Here is a 24,896-nt window from a genome sequence, read left to right as displayed (position 1 = left end):
TCGGAACTGGCAACTCGATGCGTCAGGCGTTCTCCGGCACCGATCCCGTCTCGGATGCCGCTGATACCGAGCCTGTGACGGCGGCGAGTTCGGCATCGATGTCGGTCGCGCCCTGGAACTGCGAGTTGTACAGCCGGAAGTAGGCGCCCTCCCGCGTGATGAGCTCCTCGTGCGAGCCCTGCTCCACGATGTCGCCGTGCTCCATCACGAGGATGAGGTCGGCGTCGCGGATGGTGGACAGGCGGTGCGCGATCACGAACGAGGTGCGACCGTTGCGGAGCGCGGCCATGGCGTGCTGAAGCAGCAGCTCGGTGCGGGTGTCGACCGACGAGGTGGCCTCGTCGAGGATGAGCACGGAGGGATCCGACACGAACGCCCGGGCGATCGTGATGAGCTGCTTCTCACCGGCCGAGACGTTGGACGCGTCCTCGTCGAGCACGGTGTCGTAGCCGTCGGGCAGGGAATGCACGAACCTGTCGACGTAGGTCGCCTTGGCGGCGGCCACGATGTCGTCGTCCGTCGCGTTCTGGCGCCCGTACCGGATGTTCTCGCGGATGGTGCCCGCGAACAGCCACGGGTCCTGCAGCACCATGCCCGTGCGGGAGCGCACGTCGTGGCGGCGCAGCTCGGCGATGTCCTGGCCGTCGATGAGGATGCGGCCGCCGTTCAGCTCGTAGAACCTCATGATCAGGTTCACCAGCGTGGTCTTGCCGGCACCGGTCGGTCCGACGATGGCCACCGTCTGGCCGGGCTTCACGCTGAACGACAGGTCACGGATGAGCGGCCGGTCAGGCGTGTAGGAGAAGGCGACGTTCTCGAAGGAGATCGTGCCGTCGCCGTCCGCCGGCACCGGCGCATCCGCACCGTCGGGCTGCTGCTCCTCCTCGTCGAGCAGCTCGAAGACGCGCTCGGCCGACGCCGTTCCCGACTGCACCACGGCGGCCATGCCGCCGAGCTCGGAGAGCGGCTGGGTGAACTGCTGCGAGTACTGGATGAACGCCTGCACGTCGCCGAGGCGCAGCTGGCCGCTGGCCACCATGAGCCCGCCGAGAACGGCGATGCCGACGTAGGTGAGGTTTCCGATGAACATCATGCCCGGCATGATCATGCCCGACAGGAACTGCGCCTTGAACGAGGCCTGGTAGAGCTCCTCGTTCTCGGCCTTGAACTTCGCCATGGCGTCTTCCTCGCGGCCGAACACCTTGACGAGTGCGTGACCGGAGAAGGACTCCTCGACGCGGGCGTTGAGGCGTCCGACCTTGCGCCACTGGATGCCGAACGCCTTCTGCGACTTCGGGCCGATGACCCCGAAGATGACTCCCATGAGCGGCAGCGAGACGAGGGCGACGATGCTGAGCTGCCAGGAGATCGAGAACATCATGATCAGCACGCCCACCACGGTGAGCACGCTCGTGATCACCGTCGACAGCGATTGCTGCATGGTCTGCGTGATGTTGTCGATGTCGTTCGTCACGCGGGAGATGAGCTCGCCGCGCTGCACCTTGTCGAAATAGCTGAGCGGCAGGCGGTTGATCTTCGCCTCGACCGACTCGCGCAGGCGGTACATGGTGCGCATCATGATGATGTTGATCACGAAGCCCTGCACCCAGCTGAGCACTGACGCCACCAAATAGAGCGCGAGCGCGAACATGAGCACCTGGCTGAGGCGCACGAAGTCGACGCCGTCGCCCGGGGTGATGTTCATGGCGGCGATCATGTTCGCCTGATCGGTCTGACCGTCGGCGCGCAGGCCGGCGACCACCTGGTCCTGGGTCACGCCTGCAGGCAACTGCGCGGAGACGACGCCCTCGAAGATGATGTTGGTTGCCTCGCCGAGCACCTTCGGTGCCGCGACGGTGAGCAGCACGCCGATGGCGCCGAGAAGCGAGACGAAGATGAAGGCGACGCGGTGCGGCTTCAGCAGGCCGATGAGCCGGCGGAAACTCTGGCCGAAGTTCGCCGCCTTCCCGGGCTTGACGCTGTCCCAGTCGCCTGAGGCGAGACGCGCCTGCTCGGCGAGTTCGAGTTCGAGTTGCTCCTCTGCGGAGATCGCGCTGGTGGTTCCGGTGCTCATGCGCCTGCCTCCACTCCGAGCTGGGATTCGACGATCTCGCGGTAGGTCTGGCTCGACTCGAGCAACTGCTCGTGCGTGCCGACCCCCACCATCCGTCCGTCGTCGAGGACGACGATGCGGTCGGCATCGGTGATGGTCGAGATGCGCTGGGCGACCACGATCTTCGTCACCTGTGGCAGCTCCCTCCAGAGTGCTTGTCGTAGTCGCGCGTCGGTCGTGAGGTCGAGGGCCGAGAACGAGTCGTCGAACACGAGTACGTCGGGCTGGTGCACGATCGCCCGGGCGATGGCCAGGCGTTGCCGCTGGCCGCCCGAGACGTTGGTGCCGCCCTGGGAGATGCGGGCCTCGAGCTGGCCGTCCATCTCGGCGACGAAGTCTGCACCCTGGGCGATCTCGAGGGCGCGCCAGAGCTCGTCGTCCGTCGCCTCCTCACGGCCGAAGCGCAGGTTGGACGCGATGGTACCGGTGAACAGGAACGGACGCTGCGGCACGAGGCCGATGCCGTTCCACAGCAGGTCGAGGTCGGCCTGGCGCACGTCGACGCCGCCGACGGACACCGAGCCGGCCGTGACGTCGAAGAGGCGCGGGATGAGCGAGACGAGCGTGGTCTTGCCGGCTCCGGTGGATCCGACGACAGCCACGGTCTCGCCGGGCTCGGCGCGGAACGTGATGCCCGAGAGCACGGGCTGCTCGGCACCGGGGTAGGTGAAGCCGGCTCCGTCGAACGACACCGAGCCGGGCTGGGGGAACGTGGTGGTCGGCTTCGCCGGGCGTACCAGGGTGCTGGTGCTGTCGAGCACCTCGCCGATGCGATCGGCCGACACGGCGGCGCGGGGGATCATGATCGTCATGAAGCTCGCCATGAGCACGCCCATGAGGATCTGCATGATGTACTGCATGAACGCGAACAGGGTGCCGATCTGGATGTCGCCGTTGTCGACACGGATGGCGCCGAACCAGATCACGGCGACGACGGTGACGTTGAGCACCAGCATCGCGAGCGGGAACAGGATGACGAACAGCGATCCGACCTTGCGACCGACGACCATGATGTCGTAGTTCGCCGTGGCGAAGCGCTCCTCCTCGATGGGCTCGCGCACGAAGGCGCGCACCACGCGGATGCCGGTGAGCTGCTCGCGCATGATGCGGTTCACGGCGTCGAGGCGCTTCTGGTAGGTGCGGAACAAGGGCACCATGCGGCTGATGATGAGGGCGGCGACGATGAGCAGTGCCGGCACGGCGATGGCGATGATCCAGGTGAGGCCGATGTCCTGGCGGATGGCCATGATCACGCCGCCGATGGCGAGCAGCGGCGCCGAGACGAGCATGGTCGCGCCCATCATGGCGAGCATCTGCACCTGCTGCACGTCGTTCGTGTTGCGGGTGATGAGCGAACCGGCGCCGAACTGCGAGACCTCGCGCTCGGAGAATCCGCTGACCCTCTCGAAGATGTTGTCGCGGATGTCGCGGCCGGCCTGCATGGCCGCTCGTGCCGCGAAGTAGGTGGCGATGATCGAGGCGACGATCTGCGCGAGCGAGATGCCGAGCATCATCACGCCGGTCGACCAGATGTAGCCGGTGTCGCCGGTCGCGACGCCCTTGTCGATGATCTGGGCGTTGAGGGTGGGCAGGTACAGCGACGCGAGCGCCGCGATGAACTGGAAGACGAGCACGCCGAGCAGGGCCCAGCGATACGGCTTCAGGTAGCGGACGAGGAGCTTTCCGAGCATCAGATCTCCGAATGGTGGTGGAAGGGAGGGGACATCTGGGGTGATGGGGTGGAGACGGGATCGCAGACGCAGTCTGCACGCACCCGCCGACACTGCTGCCGGCGATGGCTGTGGTGGGTGGGTGTGCGCGGCCGCTGGGCGCGTCTCCGGCGCCCGATCAGCCTTTCAGAATCGCACGACGACGCCGAGTCGTCAAGCGATCATTCCTCGATTCCGGATGCCGGGATCAGCCGGGCACGGATGCCGCGGCGAGCTCCCGCGGACGCCGCGAGATCGAGATGCTCACCACGGCCGCGACGACGCAGAGGCCGGCTGCACCGAACCACGCCAGCGTGTACTCGCCTGTCGCATCCCGCACCGTCGCCGCAGCCGTCGCGGCGATGGCCGCCCCGATCTGGTGGGCGGCGAAGACCCAGCCGAAGACGATGGGCCCGTCCTTGCCGAACACCTCGCGGCAGAGCGCGACGGTCGGCGGGACCGTGGCCACCCAGTCCAGGCCGTAGATGACCACGAAGACGATGATGGGCGGCGCGACTGTCGCCGAGAGCAGGAACGGCAGCACGAGCAGTCCGATGCCGCGGCCGGCGTAGTAGACGGCGAGGAGGATGCGCGGGTTCACCCGGTCGGTCAGCCAGCCGGAGGCTATGGTGCCGACGATGTCGAACACCCCGACGACGGCGAGCAGCCCGGCCGCGGTGGTCTCGGACATGCCGTGGTCGTGCGCGCTCGGGATGAAGTGGGTGCCGACGAGGCCGTTCGTGGTCGCGCCGCAGATCGCGAAGCCTGCCACCAGTGCCCAGAAGGTACGTACCCGGCTGGCTCTGGCCAGGGTCGACAGCGCGAGCTTCGCCGCATTGCCCTTCGCGGGCGGCTGGTAGACGTAGCTGTCTGGAGCCCCGAACGGCGTGAGTCCGAGGTCGACGGGATTGTTGCGCAGGAAGAGCAGCACGAGCGGGACCACGGCGAGGGCACCGGCGGCGACGAGCAGCGAGGCGTAGCGCCAGCCCTGCTGCTCGACCAGGATCGCGATGAACGGCAGGAAAGCCAGCTGGCCGGTGGCGCTGCCGGCGGTGAGCACGCCGACGACGAGGCCGCGGCGGCGCACGAACCACTGGTCGGCCACTGTCGCCGCGAAGACCAGCGCCATCGAACCCGTGCCGACGCCGATGAGCAGGCCCCAGGTGAGCACCAGCATCCAGGGCTCGGTCGCGAAGATGCTGAGCCCGGCTCCGGCGGCCACCAGCAGCAGCGCACAGGTCGTGACTATGCGCATGCCGAAGCGCGCCATCAACGCCGCCGCGAACGGCGCCATCAGGCCGTAGAGCAGCAGGTTGACCGTGACGGCCACCGACAGCTGGGTGCGCGTCCAGCCGAACTCCTCCTGCAACGGCAGCATGAGCACGCTCGGCGCGGCCCGGAATCCGGCGGCACCGACCAGTGCGAGGAACGCGACGGCCGCCACGATCCACGCGGGATGCACTCGCCAGTTCGGATGCTGGCGCGCGTTCCCCGGGCGTACCGGCTGGGTGGACATGATTCCGAGTATGGCGGATGCCACGCCACCATCACGCCGGTCGCGCGTCGTCGCCCCGACCTAGGCTGGGGCTGTGAGACGTCTCCTGCTGCTGACCATCGCCGTCGCCCTGGTCATCGGGGGATCTGCCGCTCCAGCCGCGGCCGACACCGACGACTTCACCTTCGAGAGCTTCCACGGCGACTACTCCCTCGACCGCGACGCCGACGGGCACTCCACCCTGACGACGGTCGAGACGCTGGTGGCCGTGTTCCCCGACGCCGACCAGAATCACGGCATCCGTCGCGCCCTGAATGAGGACTACGACGGGCACCCGACCGAACTGCACGTGGTGTCGGTGACCGACACCGACGGCCAGGCGCGGCCGTACGAGGAGGACAGCGACGACGGCGTGCTGACCCTCACCATCGCCGCCGACGACTACGTGCACGGTCGACAGGGCTACGTGATCACCTACACGCAGAAGTACCTCGACAAGTACTACGCCGACACCGACGCCCAGGAGTTCTACCGCGACACCAACGGCACCGACTGGGCGCAGCCGTTCGGCCAGGTGAGCGCACGGGTGCACCTGCCCGCAGACCTGCTCGAGGCACGCACCGGGAAGGCCGACGCCGCATCCGGCCCGGAGGGCGCCGATGGTCCGGCCGACATCTCCGAGACTGCCGACGGCTACGTCTTCGCGGCATCGGACATCGGGCCGCACGAGAACCTCAGCTTCTCGATCGGCTTCGAGCCCGGCACGTTCACCCCGCGTGACGACGGCTTCTGGGCCGCTCCGTGGCCGATCATCGCGCTGGTCTTCACCGTGCTCAGCGTGCTCGCCATGATCGGCGCCTTCATCATCCGTGCGACACGACTGAGGAGCGCGCCCGGCCGGGGGATCATCGTGGCCGAGTACCTCCCGCCGGTCGGGGTGAGCATCCCGTTGGCCGGCGTGATCCTCAACAAGACCACGACCGTGACGCCGGCGCAGATCCTCGCGCTCGCCGTCGCCGGTCGTGTGCGCATAGTCGAGGTCGCGAACCCGAGGCCCGGCCGCAAGGACGGCTACGAGATCGAGTTCCTGCAGACCCGTGCCACGGGGCGCGAGGCCTTCCGTAACCCGGATCCGAGCGCTGACGACCTCGAGCTGCTGCACGCCGTCTTCGGTGCCGAGCTCACCCCCGGTGAGCGACGGCCGCTCGGAAAGAGCGACTCGAAGGCCCTCAAGCGCCTTGCCGCACTGGGAAAGAGGGTGCGCGCCGATTCCGTGACGGATGCCTATCGCAAGCCGTTCCCGACCCGGGCCGTCGCCCTCGTCGTTGTGGGAGCCATCGTGACGAGCATCGCGGCCGTCCTGTTCTCGGCCATAGCGCTGGCGACGGTCTACGGCGGCTTCTGGCCTGGCGTCTTCATCGGCGTCGCCGTGCTCGCGCTCATCGCTGCCTGCGTGGCCGTGGCGAAGCATCCGCTCGATGCCAAGGGCGTCGAGGCACGCGACCACCTGAAGGGGTTGGACGAGTACATCCGGCTGGCCGAGGCCGATCGCATCAGGTACCTGCAGTCGCCGCAGGGTGCCGAGCGCACCCCGATCGCCACCGACGACAGGGAGCAGATGCTCGACCTCACCGAGAGGCTGCTGTCGTGGGCCGTGCTCCTCGGCCACGAGAAGACGTGGACGGTCGAACTCGGGCGCTACTACGAGGAGGCCGGAACGCAGCCCGGCTGGTACGTGGGGTCGCATCCGTTCAACGCGGCGGTCTTCGCCGCGAGCATCGGCTCGGTCTCGTCGAGCGTGACCTCGAGCTACTCGGCGTCGAGCGGTGGCTCGGGTGGAGGCGCCGTCTCCGGCGGAGGCAGCGGCGGGGGCGGTGGCGGCGGGGTGTGAGGCGCGCGCCTACGCCGTCGGCGGATGCGTCATGTCGGTGAACGACAACGCGGAGTCCCACGCGAGTCGGCTGGAGGCCTCGCCGCGTCCTGTGCGCACGCGATAGGCCGCCCACTTGGCGTAGCGACCGTCGGCCCGCCGTGCCAGCACCGGAACCGCGCGCAGGTGCACGCCCTCGCGCGGCAGCTCCTCCCCGGGGAACGTCAGCGGCGTCGGATGCAGCGTGACGCCGCTCGGCACCACGGGAACGCCGTCCCGCAGCAGCGCCGCCTTGCGCAACGACACCTGCCCCGGCTTCAGGGCCACGGGCGCCAGCGGGATCCAGTGCGCAGGCACCGGCGACTGGAGCCTGTACGCCCTCTCCTCCTGGGTGAGTCCCTCCGGCCACGGGTCGGGCTCCGGCGGTCGCTCGCTGGAACGCCGCCGCGGGTCGCCGCTGCGCCCCTGCACCGAGTTCTCGATCGCCCAGGCCATGTTCGCCATCTCGTCGCGGAGGAACAGCACGTCCTCGAGGGCCTCGCCGACGATGGTCCCAGCGGCCACAGGGGGCAGCACGATGCCCGGCAGCATCCGCCCTCCGGCCGAGGCGACACCGAACATGGTGAAGGCGGGATCGACCAGTTCGGGAACCGTGACGGCGTCGCCGAAGTCGTCGGTCAGCGTGACGACGCCGACGCGGTTCACGGCCCCGAGGAGGCCGTCGACAGGAACGGCCAGCCAGTCGTCGCCCGACGACATGGCGAACTCGGCCAAGCACAGACGGGCGAGGTCGTTGGTCTGCGCCTCGATGGCCCCGACGTCCACAGCGCCGTCCTCGAGCTGCCAGTAGCGGTCGGCCGGCATGCCCGGGTATCGCAACGGGGTGGCGAGCATGGTCGCCTCGCTGGTGACGGGGGTTCCGGCCGGCGCCTCGTCGGGGAGGTCGGCACTGGCGCCCTCGACCCACTCCAGGTCGCTCCAGCGCACCGACGCCGAGCCGAACTGGGTGCCGCGCGCGAAGACAGCGTTGGCCTTGTCGCCGAAGCGCAGAGCGAACCTGTACTCGAGACGCTCGGTCGACCACGCGCCGCCCGAGTCCGGCGCCCCGCCGAGCCAGTCGAGCCACTCGACGATCACGGCGCGGGTGGCCGCTGTATCCGCGGCGTCAGCGATCCAGGCCGGGTCGCCGGCACGCAGCTCGGTTGCGAGGGTGCCGCCGTCGGGAACCTTTCCACCCAGCACGGCGAACAGGCGGGCGGCCTGCGGATCATTGAGGCCGAGCGGATCGTTCGGATCGTCGTCGAGGGCGAGCGGATGCAGCCCCGCCAGCGAACGCGCCAGCGTCTTCTCGCCGGCATCCGTCAGCAGGTCCACCAGCTGGGCGCCGGCCTCGGCGCGTTGCCGCAGCCCGTCGCCGAACGCGAGCTCCGGCACGTCCTGCACCAGTTCCTCGAGCAGCGCGCCGTCGCGCCACGGCCGCCAGTCGGCGCCGGCCAGGTCGATGGAGGAGCCCGACAGCGGGGCCCATGCCGTGATCGGCAACGCGCTGGATGCAACGTGCACCGAGACCACCGACCCCGCGTCCTCGCCGGTGAGTTCGCCGAACTGCCACTGCCGCCCGAGCATCCAGGCGGCGTCGGCGATGCGCGCCTCGGCGCCCGGCGCCGGGTCGCCGGTGATCGAGTCGGGCTCGAGCCGCACCATCGCCGGGGGATCGGCCACCTGCAGCAGCGTGAGGATCGCCTCCAGCTTCGGATTCGTCACAGCGCTGACCATCATGTCGATGGGGATGTTGACGGCCATCACTTCACCTCCGAGAGGAACGGGATGGCGTCCCCTGCCCACTTGACCGTTGCGAGCTCGCTGAACTCGAGCCCCTTGCGGATCTGCAGCCACGGACTCGCCACGTAGATGGCGGGCAGGATGGCGGCATCGCCCGGCGTGTGCTCGTAGGTGACGAGCCGGGCCTTGGCCAGGTCGACCGCCTCGAGCACCGTCGCCACCACGGAGTCCGTCGTCCAGCGCTTCCCGTCGGGCGACACGGCCGACAGCAGCACCTGCGGCGCTCGGGCCGAGGCCTGGTTGGCGTGCACGGCCAGGCCTGTCGTGGCTCGCGCCGCGCGCAGCGGATTGTCGGGGGCTGCGGGATCGAACGCCCGTTGGTCGGGCTGGAACGGCAGGGTCTCGGCCCAGCCGTCGATGGCCAGCCCGGCGAACGGGCCCGAGAAGTCGTCGTCATCGCCCAGCAGTTCGACGAGGAGATGGCTGGCGGATGCGGCAGGCCACGGGATGTCGTCGGGCAACGGCCCCGCCAGCCAGCGCTCGGTGCCGGCGGCCGGGTCGCCGGTCTCCTCATCGTGCTCGGTGAGCTGCACCACGCGCAGCGGGATCGGGGCGCCGAGCACGCCGCCGAGCAGTTGCGCCTCGGCGAGGCGCCCGACGCCGGCCTGCACGCTCGCGTGGTCGCGCACGAAGGCGTTGATGTGCGCTCGCGCCGGTTGCTTCTTCATGGCCGGTCGCGTGATGGCGTCGTGGAACGAGTCGGTGCCGGCCGGCTTCGCCAGCAGCGGGAGCAGCAGGAAGCCGTCGCCCAGGATCCCCTCGGCCACGGCCCGGCAGGCGTCGACGATCTCGCCCGTGGTCGCTGCCGGTTCGCGAGCGGGGTCGCGCAGGGCGGCGAGGGTGGCCCGGGCCTGGCCGAGCCGAGCCGATGCCGCCTGCCAGGCGCCGACGGCCCATGCGACGTTCGACGGGATCGCGGCATCCGGAACCAGGGGAACGCCGAAGGCGGTGAGCCCGCGCACCGCGGCGACGACGGCGGCGACGTCGGCTTCCTCGACGGCGAGGGTGTCGGGATCGACGGCGGCGATGACGGCCTGGCCGGCACCGAGGACATCGGAGAGGGCGTCGAGAACCCTGTCGACCCTGTCGAGAAGCTCGTCGGTGTCGAGGCTGCGCTCGGGCGCGACTCCGGTGCGCACGAGGGCGTCGGGCCCGAGGGGTGTTCCGCCGGCGGCGAGGGAGCGCAGGCTGCCGGCGAGGGCGGCCGCGCGCAGCAGCTCATCGGCAAGCGGTGCGTCGCCCATCGCCGGGATCGCAGCGCGAAGCTCGCGGTCGAGCGACGCCGGGTCGTCGGTGAAGACGAGGTCGAGGGCGGCCCAGCCCGCCTCGGCGAGGGTGTGCCCGCCTGCGGCCCCGGTCACGGTGATGTCGGCCGGATCTCCGAGCCGCCGTGCCGCCCAGGCCTCGAGCCTGGGCTCGGCGATGGCACGCGGGCGGGTGGTCGACCAGCCGGGAGCGCCCACCGGGATGGCGGCGAACACGCCGTGGGTGAGCACGCGGCCGGCCTGACGCACGTTCAGCACGCCGAGGTCGGGGTCGACGGCGGCACCGCTGGCCATGGCGTCCATCGCGGCCGAGGCGCGCTGTGGGTTTCCCGAGGAGTACTGCAGCACGCTCTCGCTGAGCAGTGCATCCGACACGGCGTCGAGGGTGGCGGCAGCACCGCGCATGGCGGCCACCAGCCGGTCCCATTCCGCGTTCGACACGGCATCCCAGGTCTCGATGAAGGCGTTGTCCGGCTTGCGGGAGAGCCGGGCACGCAACGGCGGGTTCGCGACGGCGAGGGAGTCGAGCGGGAACCGCCGCAGCAGTTCGGCTCCGTCGACGACATCGGCCGCTGCGACGCGGGCCGCCGCGACCTCCTGAGCCTCGTCGTTGCCGAGCTGGTCCGTGGCCGCCGGGGCGATCTGCCGCAGGCTGAGCTGGAAGCGGGCGGCCGACGTTCCGGCCAGCCCGCGTTCGATCTGGTACCCGAGGAGCGCTCCGATCGACTGGCCGGCCTGCACGCCCTCGAGCACGCGACGCAGCTCGACGCCGCGGCGGCTCGACAGGTCGATCGCGAAAGGCTGCGAGCCGGGCTTCGCACCGATGTTGGAGGTGTGGGCGCTCGCGAGCACTCCGGCGGCGACGGCGTGCGAGCTGCTCGGGGCGTGGATCCAGCCGTCGGGGTCGCGGCGACTCGCCCCCAGGCGGATCTGCTCGACGTAGCCGAAGGCGCCGATGGTCATTCCGACGGGGGCGGATGCCGCCAGCGTGGCACGTCGTGCGCTCGCCAGCCCCGTGGCCCAGGCGTCGACCCTGTGCGAGGCGATGTCGAGGGCGTGGGCGACGGCGATGCGCCTCTCGTCGAGCGGGGCGTCGGCGAGGGCGATCATGGCGGCGCGCACCTCGCCGCCGACGCCGAAGGCGTAGAGCAGTTCGGTGATGGCGCTGCTGCCCAGCCACTTCGCCTGGGCCGTGTCGCCGAGGTCGAGGGCCACCTGGGCGAGTGAGGTGCGCGCCTCGGCCACGGGCTCGATCGCGGCTATGCTCACGCGCTCGGCGGGCTGGCCGTCGAAGTGCTGCACGGCGGCCACCTTCTCGGCGGCGGCGAAGAACCGCGACGGCGCCGTGTCGTCGACGGCGGCATCGGCGGATGCCGCCGACTTCACGATCTGGGCGATGTCGGGGTCGAGCTGAACGAAGTCGAGCAGCGGCCCCACGAACTCCTGCGGCGCTGCACGGAACCGCAGCCGTTTGGCGCTGTCCCAGGCGATGTCGAGCAGAGCCTGCAGCACGCTGTCGACCTTGGGGGTGGTGCCGGCGAGGATCTGGGCGACCACCTCGGCATCCCGATCGGAGACGAGGGGCAGTCCGATGGTGCGGGAGTCGTCGTGCGGCGCCGGCGTCTGCAGCACCTTGGCGGCGTCGACGGAGAACTGCGCCAGCATGGCCGTACGCAGCTGCGCCTCGGCCACCAACTGGGCGGCATCGGCTCCAGTCGCCGCGGCGAAGGAGGCCAGCTGCGGACCGTCGACGGCAGGCCTGGCTCGCACCCCGGTCGCCACCGGGCTGGTTCCCAGCATGTCGAGCAGGTCCTGGTCGCTGAGCTGGTCGCCGGGACGCACGTGCGGCACGACCGGTGAGCGGCTCACCCAGCGGGCCAGGGTGCGCCGGATGAGCGGCACGAGCTGCGCGGTGATCTCGCCGGAGCGCGGGCTCCAGGCGTCGAGGTCTGCGACGGGGAGCACGCCGTACGGCTGCGCACCGATGCGCAGCGCCGGGGCCGGGCCGGCTCCGCGCACGTGGTCGCGGTGCAGGCGCCTCGCCGACTCGATGCTCCCGGGCGTGACGGCCGGGATGTCGAGGTCGTCGAGGCGCTCGAGCACCGGCTCCCAGGTGGCGAACCAGAGCGCCGTGTTGGCGGCAGCCTCGGCCTGGTCCTGCGTCGAGACCGGCGCTGCCGGATCGAGGAGGTGCTCGACGGATGCCGCGTCGAGGCCGAGCGCCGCCGCGAGCCGGGCGGCATCCGGTGACGGCGTCCGCGGCTCGACGGACGGTGCGCCGGCGCTTGCGGCCGGGCGGTAGGGGGAGCGCTCGGCATCGGCGTTGTTCGTCGCCGTTCCGGCGGCGAGGAGGGAGACGCCGTCGCTGAACCTGTGACTGGTGAGGAGTTCGACGAAGTCGGCGGCGTTCGCCTCCTCCGACACCGAGTTGCGGGTGCCGACCACCACGATCCTGTCGAGGAGAGTCGTGCCGGCGGGCAGCGGAACCTCGACCCCCAGGCCGGCCGTCTTCGCCGCCTCGAAATCGATCGTCCACTCCGAGCCGACGGGCACGTTCAGGCCGGCCACCTCGCTCAGTTCGTCGTCGCCGAAGGCTATCGGCGAGAGCGGCACGTCGGGCGCGACGGGCGAGCCCGTCACTGTGATCGGGGCCCCGCCGCTCGGGAACACCCGCACCACGAACTGGTCGGGTAGGCAGCGCGCAACCGTGCCGTGAGCCACCTCCTCCGGTGTTGCGGGGAAGGCAGGGTCGCCCTGTCCACGGGTGGCGAGATTCGTGGGGGTGGTCACCTCGGCCACCCAGCCGGCGCGGCGGGCGCCGACCGCCTCGGTGAGGGTCGTCCACGCCGCGGCGTCGGCGACGGCGTCGGCAGCGGCATCCGGCGCGTCGACCCAGACGGCGTGCCAGTACACCTGACCGGCGGCGACCTCGGCTTCAGTCACCGATCGAAGCAGGCTGTCGATGTGAGCCTCGTCGGGCGTGATGCGCACGCGCAGCGTCGACGTACCGGGGGCGAGCTTGCTCTCGATGCGCACGGGCAGGAGCACCAGTGGTACCTCGGGCGACGCGTCGCAAGGGTCGAGCCTGTCGCGCAGGCCGCCGATGACCTCGCGCAGGTCGTCATCGAGGTCGAGGATGTCGCCGCGCAGGCCGCGGCCGGGCGGCCGGCGGAGGAGGGTGCGTCGCTTCTCGGTGAGTGTGGCGATGCGCTCGCGCACGGCGGCGAGTTCGTCGGGGGTCTCGACGGGCATGGTCTACGCCTCTCTCACGATGAGGTCCGTCGCCTGGAAGGCCACCCGCACCGGGCGGTGCAGGTGCTTCTCGGCGTAGGCGGCTGAGTGCTGGGCTGTGTCGGTGAGCTGCGTCTGGCCCGCAGGCAGCTGGGCGTCGGCCGGACGCTGGAATCTGGTGGCCGACGGATGCTCCGCGATGGTGATCCACCACTCATCGCCGTCGAGTTCGTCGACCGAGATGTCGACGCCGACGAGGGCGATGTCGGGGTCGAGCACCTCGGAGAACAGGATGGGCGCGGTCTTCTGCGGAGAGTCGACCTTCTCGAACACCGGGTCGCGCACAGTGCCCTGGTTCTTCACGGCCTGGATGATGAGGTCGGGGAAGCGGCGCACGAGTTCGCTCTTGACCACGATGACAGCGCAGTCCTTGCTGCCTCCGCCGAGGGAGATCTGGTCGGCCAGCTTCTTCTTCGGGAACAGGTGGATCGGCTTTCCCAGCTCGTCCTTCAGCGGATTCCAGAACCGGTGGAAGTAGGTGCCGCGCTGGTCGGTGGGGTAGCCGCGCCACAGCAGTTCGCGGCCCATCTCGTCGCTGAGCCCGACGAAGAACGCGGCCATGAACTCCCGATTGGTCGAGAGCACCGTGACGAAGTCGTTCGCCGGCAGCAGGCCGAGCCCGGGAACCAGCCATTCGCGGTCGTACTCCTCGAGGGCGCGGTACATCGGGCGGTCGAAGCGCGGCGCCGCCATGATCGGCGCTATGCGCGGCTGGGCGAACCAGCGGTCGGCGAGCCCGGCGCTGAGGTGCAGTCTGCCCGCGAGGGACGCGCGCACGGTGGTCCGCGGATCTATGGCCGTCGTGATGGCGGCGGATGCCACGGCCAGGGCGTCGCGGTGCGGGACGGTGTCGATGGTGAGCAGGGCGCCGGGGTCGATGAGCGAGGTCATCTCGGCCCGCAGCACGTCGAAGGGCAACTGGTCGATGCGGTCGAGGGTCGGCGTCAGCTTCACCTCGGCCAGCTCGGCGAACTGCGCCAGGCCGGCGTCGAGTTCAGCGCTGTCCCTGGTGTCGCCGAGCTTCTTGAGGTTCTGCACGTCGATGACGCGCAGGCCTCTGCCGCCCACCAGCACGTGCCCTTCGACGGGGATGCGGCGGGCACCGAGAGCGCCACCGCCGACCGCCACGCCTCCCGCGCCGCCTCTCAGGGCACCGCCGTCGACGGGAACGCGGACTGCGGGGCCGGCTCCGCCCTGCGGCAGGCGACCGACGGCTCCGCCGATCGGGGAGCGGCGGGTGAGCGGGATGCGCGGGTTGAGGGGAGCGACGACGGGGCCGCGGATGACGGGGCCGTCGACGATCGGCCCGCGGATGATGGGGCCGTCGATGACTGGGCCGTCGACCGGGCCGCGGATGATGGGTCCGTCGATCACCGGCCCGTCGATCACCGGGCCGTCGGGTCGCACGTCGACGACGCCGAGGTCGACCAGCACCCTGTCGTTGAGCTTCACGGCCGTGCCCTTGAGCCGCTCGCGCAATGGGCTCGCGCTCGTCGTCTTCGACAGCGACAGCTCGGCGGCGAGCGGCCCGACGCGTTGGGCGCGGATGGCCTCGACGGCCGGAACCGACGACGGGCGCAGCAGCTTCTCGCTCCACCGGGTCGCCACAGCCGCGCCCAGGTCGAACGACGCGTCGGCGGCCTTCCACCGGTTCGGCTCGGTGAGGTAGGTGGCGAATCCGCCCTCCCGTTCGACGCGGGCGTTGGCCTCCTTCAGCACGCCCGCGATGGAATCGACGGGGGTGCCGATGGCCGCGCTCACCAACTGCAGGTCGAGATGGGCGACGACATCGGCGGTGAGACGGCCGATGCCCTCCGGGTTCTCGTACACCCTGGTGAAGTCGCGCATGGTCGCCTCGGTGCCCACGATGTCGCCCGCCCGTTGCTGGGAGGCCGCATCCGTTCGCCGGATCAGCGGTCCTGCTGGGCGGGTGACCCGGCGGAATGCGCCTCGCGTCGCGGCGACGGGCGTGGCGCTCAGGGTGACGTCGGAGAACAGCGTGCTGCCGGCGTTGACGGAGATGCGGGTGGCGAGAGGGGCCGCGACCTGGAGCAGGTGCCCGGTCTGCAGTTCGCCGATGCGGGTGAACAGCCTGGTGGCGAGCAGCTCGGCGAGCTGGGCGAGGCGGATGGCCCGATTCGCCGCCTCCACCTCTCCGAGCTGCGCCCAGGCCGACTGCATCAGTCGCTCCTGGTCGCGTTGCACCACCCGGGTGCCGAGTCCGCCGACGATGCGCTTCACCGGGGCGAGGTTGAGCTCGGCGAACCAGTCGGAGCCCTCAATGACAGCACTGCCGCGGTGCAGTTTCGCGTAGATGCGCGGGCCGATGATGGGCAGGTCGGGTACGCCGTCGGTCTGCTCCTCGGTGCCCTCGATCGCCGCCGGGAGATCGAGTTCGGCACGGAGCTCGTCGATCATGGCGTCGGGCCAGACCGCCGTCTCGGCCACCTGCTGCTCGGGGGTCTTCGGTGCGCTCGGCGAGAACAGCGCGCAGCGCAGCACCTGCTTGCGGCCGACCTCGTCGGCGGCGAGGGCACGCAACGGCTTGCCTGGCTGGGAGGTGTCGATGAACTTGCGGCCGACCTCATACGGGGCCGCCACGCCCTGCAGCTTGATCGCGAGCGAGCGGAAGTCGCCGTCGGGTCCGGTGCGGAACTCCCAGCTGTCGTACACGGGCAGGCGCACGGGGTCGGGCGAGGAGCTCGTCCAGGCCGGATCGAGGGAGCCGCCGGTGAGGCCGAGACCGCCGCGCACCCCCGCATCCGTCGTCGGAACCAGGGCCGCGACGTAGTCGGTGTCCTGCTTCAGGATGCGCGGCGAGATCACCCGCGACAGGTTGACGGGGGCATGGGCCGGGGACAGGCGCGCGCTCAGGTCCTGCCCTGTCGTCGTGGCCGGAGCCTGCGCGTGCGCCCAGAGGTCGGCGCGGGTGAGGGTGGGCAGCTGCGCGAGCGGCACCTGGAACACCGGCAGCAGCGCGCTCGTCGCCGGCTCGCGGGTGATGGTCGACCGCTCCAGTACGACGAGGGTGAGCCACGGTCGCATGACCGCCGCCTGGGGTGCGGCGCTGAACGCCCACGGCAGCTCCGGCCTGTCGAACTCGATGTGCGCGAGCACGGTCTCCTCGGCGGTCTGGGTTCCCGGCGCCGGGAACCGTCGCACGATCTGGGCCGGATCGATACCGCGCACGTCGCCCGGACCGTACAGGGTCACGGAGAGGCCGGCGGATGCGGTCCCACCGGCGCTGTCGGCGAGCGGAACCTCCACCCGCGATGTCGTGCGCACGCTTCCGGCGGGCGGCGCGCTCGCCGCAGCGGCCAGGCCGCCGACGGCCGTCGAGGCGAACTCGAGCGATTCGATGGCCACGGCGCTCTCGTCGAACTCGTCCTCCTTCGCGAGGGCCAGCGAGAAGGCGTCCTGCACCACGCGGGTGGCGGTGTTCGACAGCGGCGCGACGACGCTCGCGGCGATGGCATCAAGGTCGGCCATCAGGTCATCCCCTCACGATCAGGCGCGTCGCCGATGCGGCGCTCTCGGTGTTGACGGCGGCAGTCACGAGGGCGGCCTGCGTCGCCGTGAGCTCCCCGAGGCCGGCGAGCAGCGCGCCGCCGGTGGCGGCATCCGCGATCGTCGAGGTGCCCTTGTCGGAGACCGTCACCCCGGCGTTCGGTGGTGTCGGCTGCAGGTACGGATTGCCGACGTCGGCGACGGCCCGACCCACGTTCGTCTTGGTGGCGTAGGACGTGGCGTAGGTGGCGAAGATGCCCGCGAACTCGATCAGGGAGTCGGGCTCGTCGGGGTTGCGCACGTAGGTCTGGTACGCGACAGTCGCCGGCGTCGCGGTGCCGACCTTCGGGGTGGTGGCCGCTGCGATGCGGCATCCGCCGGTCATGTCCTCGAAGCCGGAGCGGGCGAGCAGGCCCTCGCCCTCGAGCTCGAAGAACTGGCCCGGTGCGAAGGCGGTCTTGAGCTCGCTCACGGCTCCGACCAGGCCCGAGTCCGGGGTCGACGTCGGAGTGCCGATGGTCACCATGTCGGCCTGCACCGGGGCGGAGCCGATGCGGCTGATCTTGACTCCGAACGGCACCTGGGTCTGCGACACCTCGACGCCGGCCAGGGGATGCGCGATGCGTCCGTCGATGTCGTCGACCTCGGCCAGGGTGACGAGCTGCGCCGCGTGGTCTGGCAACTGCACCTTCCAGGCGTCGTCCTCGTTCATGGCGCGGGCCGCGATCGCCAGCGCGTCGACCTTGGCGAGGATCGGAGCCGGCTTCTCGCCCCACTCGACCGGGCCCAGGTCCTCGTCGAAGGTGGGGAGGAACCAGACGTCGACCTTGATGTGGCCCTGGAGCTTGAACGGCTTGGTGCCCTCGAGCGAGCCGCGGAAGACGATCGAGCAGATCGTGCAGCCGAACAGGTCGACCTCGACGCCCACCTCGATGCTGATCTTGAAGGCGAAGCGCGGCGCCCAGATGAAGATCATGTCGAGGGTGAGCCAGGCCCTGGCCGCGATGACGGCGAAGTCGGCGTTCAGCTTGCCCTCCACGCCGAGCATGACCGAGCCCGCCGTGATGGCGAAGTAGGCCTTGATGACGAAGCTGATGGCCTTCGACGGCGACAGGTCGATGGTGACGCGGTCCATGTCGCCGAGTTTCGGCTTGCCGCCGGTGAGCTTCTCGTACTCGGGATGGAAGCCGCCGACCGAGAACTCGAACGCGCCGCTGCCCGACCACTGGATGTAGAGGCCGAGATCGCCCGAGATCTTGATGCCGGCGATGGTGGAGTCGCGCATGCTCGCGAACAGCAGCAGGTAGTCGGGCGTGATCGCGATGAAGACGTCGGCACGGATGTCGGTGATCGGCGCCTCCTTCGTCGGGATCCGGACCCGCAGGGAACCGAGCACGACGATCATCGGGTCGGGCAGTGCCAGGACGACGCCGAGCTTCATCTCGACGAACTTCGCCTGCGAGCCCCAGCCGAGCTCGACGATGGGCCCGAACACGAAGCCGCCGTCCTTCGGCGGGAACACACTCGCGACCTTGTCGAGCAGCTTGGGCGCCTCGGCGACGGGGTTGTCGGGGAACAGCATCTTGTCGAGGATGTGCTCCTTCATGCCCGAGCGCAGGGCCTCCAGGTCGAGGCCTCGGTTGAGGGCCAGGATGCCGCCGATGCCGTTGAGCGTGAATCCCATGCTGAGGTCGATGGCCACCGGGAACCGCACGCCGATGACGAGCACCAGGGAGAACGGATCCGGCGAGAGGATGACGATGGCCGAGAGTCCGAACTTGAGGATCTGCAGTTGCACCACCCCGCCGAACTCGACGCGCTTCACGTCCTGTCCGTCGACCTTGTAGGTGCGCTCGACGCGCTGGATGAAGCCGCCACCGGTGACGGGGCCGGCCTTGACCCGCAGGCCGATCGCATCGGGCCAGCGCGGGGAGACCGGGATGTCGAAGACGGCCTGCTGCTCGACGTCGCCGTTCAGCGCGACGATGAAGCCGGTGCCGACGATCTGCAGGCCGATGACGTCGCCGAGCTTGGCGGCGATGGACGTCGTGAGTTCGAATCCGGTGACGTCGCGGGCCTCGTTCCGGCGCAGTCCGAAGGCCACCTCGCGCAGTTCGACGCCCGGGAACGAGAAGCGCACGGGCAGGACGGCGCGTTCGTTGCCGCGGCCGTCGCCGAGGTAGACGCCCTGGCCGGTGTCGACCGAGATGGTGGTCAGGGTCGTGGTCTGCGGTTCCGCCGAGCCCGGCATGACCTTGGAGAGCAGCGGGTCCTTGGTGAGTCCGGGCTCGAGCATGGTCTGCATCCTGAAGCCCAGGATGACGACGTCGCCGATGAACCACTTGCCGTCCCGTTCGAGCAGGCTCGTCTTCTCCTCGGCGGTCGGGTTCGCGATCTCGCGGTCGCTGAACTGCAGGAAGGCCTCGAAGGAGACCTTGTCGAGAGTCATCAGGCCGAGGGTGACCGGTCCGAGGTTCACGAGCTTGGCGGCCAGGATGAACTTGCCACCGGTGCGGTCGAGCACGAGCACGTCGCCGAGCTTCTTGGTGAGGTTCGAGACGCCGAGTACCGTCGTCCCGAAGCTGTCGAGCAGCTTGCCCGAACCGGCCCCCAGGTCCTTGAACGGCTGCGCCCACGGGTTCCAGAAGTCCATCAGGCCGGAGCGGATGGCCTCGTCGACAGTGCCGTCGGCCTTCTTGGCGAGCTCCTTGGCGACGATGTTGAACGCCTCGTCCATGGCGGCGAGGGCCATGCCGATGCGCACGGCGACGCGGGCCGCTGTATCGGCGTTGAAGTCGTCCTTGTCGATGTCGTCGGCCGACTCCTTCACCATCTTGGCGATCAGGTCGGTCTGCTTCTTGATCGCCTTGGCGATGGGTTCGACCAGGGCGACGGCGGCCTTGATGTCGGCCTTCAGCTTCTCGAAGGTCGGCTTCACGTCGCCGACGGCGCCGAAGGTGACGATCGACTCGAGGAACGGCACCGTGTCCTTGAAGGAGGTGCCGCTCATCTCGCCGAGGCGTGAATTGGCGAAGGCTTCGATCCCGTTGAGGAATCCGGTTCCGATGTCGGTCATCGTGTCCCACTGTGCGGTTCGGACGGATGTCGGCAGCATGCCTGCCGTGGGCGTCCGGTTCGGTGCGTGCATGCGTCCGCAACTCTGCGGACGATTCGGCTCCGGGCGTGCGGATCGAGCGGGGTGACGGCTCGGCGCACGGGCGGAGGATGCCCGGAACACAGCGGACATCGCGAGAATTCAGTTGTTCGGGATGCAGCCAACTGGCGCGTAGGGGCGGGAGCTGACAACTGATCTGCTGCCGATCATAGACCCGCTCCCGGGCGGGCTTCTAGGGGCAGGCCCCGGTCTGGCTCGATCGGGCAACTCGCCGACGGAACGACGAAGAGGCGTCGAGATCGAAGGAACCTCCTGCGTGAAGTTCCGGAGGTTCTTCAGGAAAACTGTGCAGGTAATCTGTATATCGGAGGTACAGTGGATTCATGACCTCGGATGCCGCCCCCGCCGCGATAGCCCCGGAGCTCGCAGCACTCGCCGCCGCCCTCCCCTCCACGGTGAGCCGCCTCAACCGGCGCCTGCGCGCGGAGTCCGGTGTGCAGGAGTTCTCGACGACGCAGGGGAACATCGTGCGTCGGCTGTACTCCGTCGGCCCGGCCACGACGTCGGAGCTCGCCCGCGGCGAGGAGATGCGCCCGCAGTCGATGGCCGCGGCTCTCGCTCCGCTCGAGAAGGCCGGCTACGTCGCCCGCAGGCCCGATCCCGCCGACGGACGAGCGAGCGTCGTCTTCCTCACGGAGAACGGTCAGCGCCAACTCCTCGAGGGCCGGGACGCGAAGCGCGGCTGGCTCGCTCGTCGGCTCGACGAGCGCCTGACCGCCGCCGAGCAATCGCGCCTCGCCGAGGCCGTGCTCCTCCTCGACCGACTGCTCGATCCCGACTTCAGCCGCTGACCCCGTCCTGACCCCGTCCCGTCCCCGAACCCCGGAAAGACCCCCATGCCCATCACCCCGCTCGATCCCCGGCCCGCCCTCGTCGTCATCGACCTGCAGAACGGCATCACGGCCCTGCCCGTGGTCCACGACATCTCCACCGTCATCGGCCGTGCCGCCGCCCTCGCCGACGCCTTCCGTGCCGCCGACCTCCCCGTCGTGCTCGTCACTGTGACCGGGGGAGCGCCCGGTCGCAGCGAGCGATCGCTCGCCCTGGCTGCGGCATCCGTCGCCTCCGGACAGGCGGCACCGGTCCGTCCCGCCGACTGGGCCGACCTGGTGCCCGAGCTGGAGGGCGAGGGAATCAGGGTCGTCAAGCGCACCTGGGGTGCCTTCCACGAGACCACGCTGCATGAGCAGTTGCAGCAGCTCGGCGTCACGCAGATCGTGTTCGCCGGCATCTCGACCAGCAAGGGCGTCGAGACCACGGCGCGGGCGGCCTTCGAGCACGGCTACAACGTGGTGCTGGCGACCGACGCGATGACCGACTCGGATGCCGCCGTCCACGCGAACGCGGTCGAGAACATCTTCCCGGCCCTCGGTGAGACCGGGACGACGGCCGAGGTGCTGGCGCTGCTGCGCGCAGCAACCGCACCGGTGGCCGCTGACGTCGAGGTGCGGTGACCGACCGCCTCGAACCCGGCGACGCCGTGAACTCCGGCGTCGGTACCGGCGCTGTGCCGGCGGTGCAGCCCGCGGCATCCGTCGCACCCCGGAAGGCCTTCCCGGCCCGATTCGTCGCGCCGTTGATGTGGGGTGCCGCTCTCAACCCGATCAACAGCTCGATCATCGCCACCTCCCTGGTGGCCATCGGTCTCGCGTTCGGGGTCAGCGCCGGACAGACGGCGACGCTCGTCGCCGCGGTCTACGTCGCCAGTGCCGTTGCCCAGCCGACGATGGGCAAGCTGGCGACGCAGTTCGGGCCGCGTCGGGTGTTCATCGCCGGCATGGCGATCGTGGTGGTCGCCGGGTTCGTCGGCGCCTTCGCCCCGAGCTTCGGATGGCTGCTGGTCTCGCGGGTGCTCATCGGCATCGGAACCGCCGCCGGCTATCCGACGGCGATGGCGTTGATCCGCCAGCGCGCTGACGGACTCGGGCTCGGCATTCCCGGCGCCGTGCTCGGAACCATGTCGATCGCCGCCCAGGTGACCGCAGCGCTCGGTCTGCCCCTCGGCGGAGTGCTCGTCGGACTCTGGGACTGGCGCGCGGTGTTCGCCATCAACATCCCGCTCGGTGTCATCGGCATCGTCATGACACTGCTCTGGATCCCCGCCGACGCACCGCGCCGCCGGGACGGCGGTCGAGAGCTGCTGAGCGCGCTCGACCCGGCCGGACTCGCCCTGTTCGCGGCCGCCATCGTGGGACTCATCCTGTTTCTCCAGGGCATCAGGCAGCCCGACTGGTGGCTGCTCGCGCTCGTCGTGACGGCTGTCTCGGGGCTCATCCTGTGGGAGCGTCGGGCCCGGCATCCGTTCATCGACGTGCGGATGCTGCGCCGCAACGGACCTCTCGTGCGCACCTACGGTCGCCAGGCACTCACGCAGACGGCGATGTACATGGTGCTCTACGGCTACGTGCAGTGGCTCGAGGAGGGGCGCGGCCTCGCGGCCAGCGTCAGTGGACTCGTCATGCTGCCCATGACCCTCGTCGGCGCCGTCGCGGCGGCGCTCGTCTCGCGTCGCGCTCTCGTGCGTGGGCCGCTGATCGGCAGCGCCGTCGCCGTGACCCTGGGCGGCGTCGCCCTGTCGATGGTGAGCGGCGACACCTCGGTGGTGCTGCTCGTGGCTCTCAGCCTGCTGTTCGGCGCCGTCACCGGCCTCACCGGCGTGAGCAATCAGGCCGCCCTGTACGACCAGGCGCCGGCATCCGACATCGCCGTCGCCTCGGGGCTCCTCCGCACCTCGACCTACCTGGGGGCGATCGTGGCCTCGGCGATCATCGGCTTCGCCTTCCCGGAACGGGCGACGGATGCCGGACTCCACGGCATGGCCGGCGTCGTCGTCGGGCTGGGCGTGGCCCTGCTGGTGCTGGTGCTGGTCGATCGGCGTGTTCCGTGGAGGGCTCGGTAGCTTCGCACGCTTCTGTGGCGGACTGTCGAAATCCCGGCACCGGCATCGACATACTGATGGGAACGCCATCCGGCCTCCCGCCCATCAGTGCAAGGAGTGGATTCGTGAAGTACCTCATCCTCATCAAGAGCAATCCCGAGTGGGCGGGCGCCTTCGCCTCGTTCACGCCCGAGCAGCAGGCTGAAGGCATGGCCATCTACGAGAAGCTGTTCGCCGACCTGCAGGAGTCCGGCGAGCTCGTCGACGCCGAGCAGCTCGCCGCCCCCGAGACAGCGCGCGTCGTGAGCGTGGGCGCCTCGGGCCCGATCGCCAGCGACGGGCCGTTCATCGAGGCCAAGGAGTGGTTCGGCGGCTATTACATCGTCGACGTCGACACCCTCGACCGCGCCGTCGAGATCGCCGGGCGGCTGCCCGAGGCCCAGAACGGCATGGTGTCGGTGCATCCGGTCATGGCCAACGCCGGTATGGAGCTCTGACGCCAGCGCCAGCCCTGTCATGACCGACGTCGAACCGATGCTGCGGGCCGCCGCCCCGTCAGCCCTCGCCATCCTCGTGCGTCGCACCCGCGACTTCGAGGCCAGCGAGGACGCGATGCAGGAGGCGCTGCTCGCGGCATCGGTTCAATGGCGGGAGGATCCGCCCGAGAACCCGCGGGCCTGGCTCGTCACCGTCGCGCACCGTCGCTACGTGGAGCAGGTGCGGAGCGACGTGGCGAGGCGTCGGCGCGAGGAGACAGTGTTCGACCTCGATGCCCCGCCGGACTCGATTCCGGCCCGCGACGACTCGCTCACCCTGTTCCTGCTCTGCTGCCACCCGGCCGTGCCGCTGCCGGCGCAGCTCGCTCTCACTCTGCGGGCAGTCGGTGGCCTGACGACGGCCGAGATCGCTCGCGGACTGCTCCTGCCAGAGGCGACGGTGGGCCAGCGCATCTCGCGGGCGAAGGCACGCATCCGAGCGAGCGGATCCGAGTTCCGGATGCCGCAACCCGATGAACTGGGCGATCGGATCGCGGCGGTCTGCGCCGTGCTCTACCTCGTATACACCGAGGGGCATACGGCGACGGGGGGTGAGACCCTCACGCGGATCGACCTGTCCTCCGAGGCGATCAGGCTGGCCAGGCAGCTGCACGCCGCGACTCCCGACGATGCGCCGTGGCGGGGCGAGGTCGCCGGCCTGCTCGCACTCATGCTGCTGACGGAATGCCGGCGTGAGGCGCGCATCAGCTTCGCCATCGAGGGCGGCCCCGGCACGCTGGTTCCGCTCGCCGAGCAGGACCGTTCGCTGTGGGATCGGTCCCTGATCGACGAGGGCGTCGCGCTCGTGACGGGAGCACTCGAGTCAGCACCGGCCGGGCCGTACCAACTGCAGGCGGCCATCGCCGCCGTGCACGACGAGTCGCCGTCCACGACCGAGACCGACTGGCCCGAGATCCTCGGGCTCTACGAGCTGCTGCGCCGCACGGCGCCCGGGCCGATGGTCGAGCTCAACTGGGTCGTCGCCATGGCCATGGTGTGGGGCCCCGACGTCGGGTTGCGGGAGCTCGAGACCGTCGCCCTCGAACCGGCACTCGCCGGACACTTCAGGGTGCACGCCGTGCGCGCGCACCTGCTCCAGCTGTCGGGGGCTCCGGATGCCGCACGGGCCGAGTTCGCGACAGCCGCGCGGCTGGCCCTGAACGCCGCCGAGCGGCGCTACCTGGAGTCCAAGGCCGGTTGAGCCGCCCACTCCCC

The 24,896-nt window shown here is 70.2% G+C and carries 13 protein-coding genes; 6 read left to right on the top strand and 7 right to left on the bottom strand.

Going from position 1 to position 24,896, the window contains the following annotated elements; translation table 11 throughout:
* Positions 1-22 precede the first annotated feature (22 nt).
* The 3 genes from ASF30_RS15370 to ASF30_RS15360 all read right to left on the bottom strand — a co-directional run bounded on the left by ASF30_RS15370 (position 23) and on the right by ASF30_RS15360 (position 5,338).
* Positions 23-2,074 carry an ABC transporter ATP-binding protein gene (locus tag ASF30_RS15370; RefSeq protein WP_055908450.1) on the bottom strand — a complete coding sequence of 684 codons (2,052 nt, stop codon included), beginning with the start codon at positions 2,072-2,074 and terminating at the stop codon, positions 23-25.
* Positions 2,071-3,804, bottom strand: a complete 1,734-nt coding sequence (locus ASF30_RS15365; RefSeq protein WP_055908447.1) for an ABC transporter ATP-binding protein — start codon at positions 3,802-3,804, stop codon at positions 2,071-2,073. The genes ASF30_RS15370 and ASF30_RS15365 overlap by 4 nt, the downstream gene beginning before the upstream one ends.
* Positions 3,805-4,030: 226 nt before the next feature.
* Entirely contained in the window at positions 4,031-5,338 is a 1,308-nt protein-coding gene (locus ASF30_RS15360) for an MFS transporter (RefSeq protein ID WP_055908823.1), read from the bottom strand.
* Between the two features lie 73 nt (positions 5,339-5,411).
* Between ASF30_RS15360 and ASF30_RS15355 the strand changes: the two genes are divergently transcribed.
* Positions 5,412-7,208: a DUF2207 domain-containing protein gene (locus tag ASF30_RS15355; RefSeq protein WP_055908443.1), complete on the top strand. Its 1,797-nt coding sequence runs from the start codon at positions 5,412-5,414 to the stop codon at positions 7,206-7,208.
* A gap of 9 nt (positions 7,209-7,217) precedes the next feature.
* Here the strand turns inward: ASF30_RS15355 and ASF30_RS15350 are convergent, their stop codons facing one another.
* Genes ASF30_RS15350 through ASF30_RS15335 form a run of 4 tightly spaced genes read right to left on the bottom strand, consistent with a single transcriptional unit; the run spans position 7,218 to position 20,168 of the window.
* On the bottom strand, positions 7,218-8,990 hold the full coding sequence (locus tag ASF30_RS15350) for a hypothetical protein (protein WP_055908440.1): 1,773 nt from the start codon (positions 8,988-8,990) through the stop codon (positions 7,218-7,220).
* Positions 8,990-13,546, bottom strand: coding sequence for a hypothetical protein (locus tag ASF30_RS15345; protein WP_055908436.1), 4,557 nt, complete (start codon positions 13,544-13,546; stop codon positions 8,990-8,992). Before ASF30_RS15345 ends, ASF30_RS15350 begins: the two co-directional genes overlap by 1 nt.
* A 3-nt stretch (positions 13,547-13,549) precedes the next feature.
* Positions 13,550-17,074 carry a hypothetical protein gene (locus ASF30_RS15340; RefSeq protein ID WP_055908433.1) on the bottom strand — a complete coding sequence of 1,175 codons (3,525 nt, stop codon included), beginning with the start codon at positions 17,072-17,074 and terminating at the stop codon, positions 13,550-13,552.
* Positions 17,075-17,078: 4 nt separating this feature from the next.
* Positions 17,079-20,168, bottom strand: coding sequence for a DUF6603 domain-containing protein (locus ASF30_RS15335; protein WP_157497444.1), 3,090 nt, complete (start codon positions 20,166-20,168; stop codon positions 17,079-17,081).
* A gap of 422 nt (positions 20,169-20,590) precedes the next feature.
* Here ASF30_RS15335 and ASF30_RS15330 point away from each other — a divergent pair, with 422 nt between their 5' ends.
* The 5 genes from ASF30_RS15330 (at position 20,591) to ASF30_RS15310 (ending at position 24,882) form a co-directional block, all read left to right on the top strand.
* Positions 20,591-21,058 (top strand): MarR family winged helix-turn-helix transcriptional regulator, encoded by a 468-nt coding sequence (locus tag ASF30_RS15330; protein WP_055908429.1) that lies wholly within the window; start codon positions 20,591-20,593, stop codon positions 21,056-21,058.
* A gap of 45 nt (positions 21,059-21,103) precedes the next feature.
* Positions 21,104-21,721 (top strand): isochorismatase family protein, encoded by a 618-nt coding sequence (locus tag ASF30_RS15325; protein WP_055908425.1) that lies wholly within the window; start codon positions 21,104-21,106, stop codon positions 21,719-21,721.
* Positions 21,718-23,166, top strand: a complete 1,449-nt coding sequence (locus tag ASF30_RS15320; protein WP_200918462.1) for an MFS transporter — start codon at positions 21,718-21,720, stop codon at positions 23,164-23,166. Before ASF30_RS15325 ends, ASF30_RS15320 begins: the two co-directional genes overlap by 4 nt.
* A 104-nt stretch (positions 23,167-23,270) precedes the next feature.
* Positions 23,271-23,642: a YciI family protein gene (locus tag ASF30_RS15315; protein ID WP_055908421.1), complete on the top strand. Its 372-nt coding sequence runs from the start codon at positions 23,271-23,273 to the stop codon at positions 23,640-23,642.
* A 19-nt stretch (positions 23,643-23,661) separates the two neighbouring features.
* Entirely contained in the window at positions 23,662-24,882 is a 1,221-nt protein-coding gene (locus tag ASF30_RS15310) for an RNA polymerase sigma factor (RefSeq protein ID WP_055908418.1), read from the top strand.
* Positions 24,883-24,896: the final 14 nt, after the last annotated feature.

Origin of the sequence: Leifsonia sp. Leaf264 (assembly GCF_001422325.1) — a bacterium.
Classification (GTDB): domain Bacteria; phylum Actinomycetota; class Actinomycetes; order Actinomycetales; family Microbacteriaceae; genus Orlajensenia.
The sequence above is the reverse complement of the archived record's forward strand: the minus strand, read 5'-3'. Positions and strand labels throughout refer to the sequence as shown.

Coding starts and splice junctions, on each gene's coding strand:
- ASF30_RS15370 (WP_055908450.1), bottom strand. CDS start 2,074: ATGAGCACCGGAACCACCAGCGCGATCTCCGCAGAGGAGCAACTCGAA.
- ASF30_RS15365 (WP_055908447.1), bottom strand. CDS start 3,804: ATGCTCGGAAAGCTCCTCGTCCGCTACCTGAAGCCGTATCGCTGGGCC.
- ASF30_RS15360 (WP_055908823.1), bottom strand. CDS start 5,338: ATGTCCACCCAGCCGGTACGCCCGGGGAACGCGCGCCAGCATCCGAAC.
- ASF30_RS15350 (WP_055908440.1), bottom strand. CDS start 8,990: ATGGCCGTCAACATCCCCATCGACATGATGGTCAGCGCTGTGACGAAT.
- ASF30_RS15345 (WP_055908436.1), bottom strand. CDS start 13,546: ATGCCCGTCGAGACCCCCGACGAACTCGCCGCCGTGCGCGAGCGCATC.
- ASF30_RS15340 (WP_055908433.1), bottom strand. CDS start 17,074: ATGGCCGACCTTGATGCCATCGCCGCGAGCGTCGTCGCGCCGCTGTCG.
- ASF30_RS15335 (WP_157497444.1), bottom strand. CDS start 20,168: ATGACCGACATCGGAACCGGATTCCTCAACGGGATCGAAGCCTTCGCC.
- ASF30_RS15330 (WP_055908429.1), top strand. CDS start 20,591: ATGACCTCGGATGCCGCCCCCGCCGCGATAGCCCCGGAGCTCGCAGCA.
- ASF30_RS15325 (WP_055908425.1), top strand. CDS start 21,104: ATGCCCATCACCCCGCTCGATCCCCGGCCCGCCCTCGTCGTCATCGAC.
- ASF30_RS15310 (WP_055908418.1), top strand. CDS start 23,662: ATGACCGACGTCGAACCGATGCTGCGGGCCGCCGCCCCGTCAGCCCTC.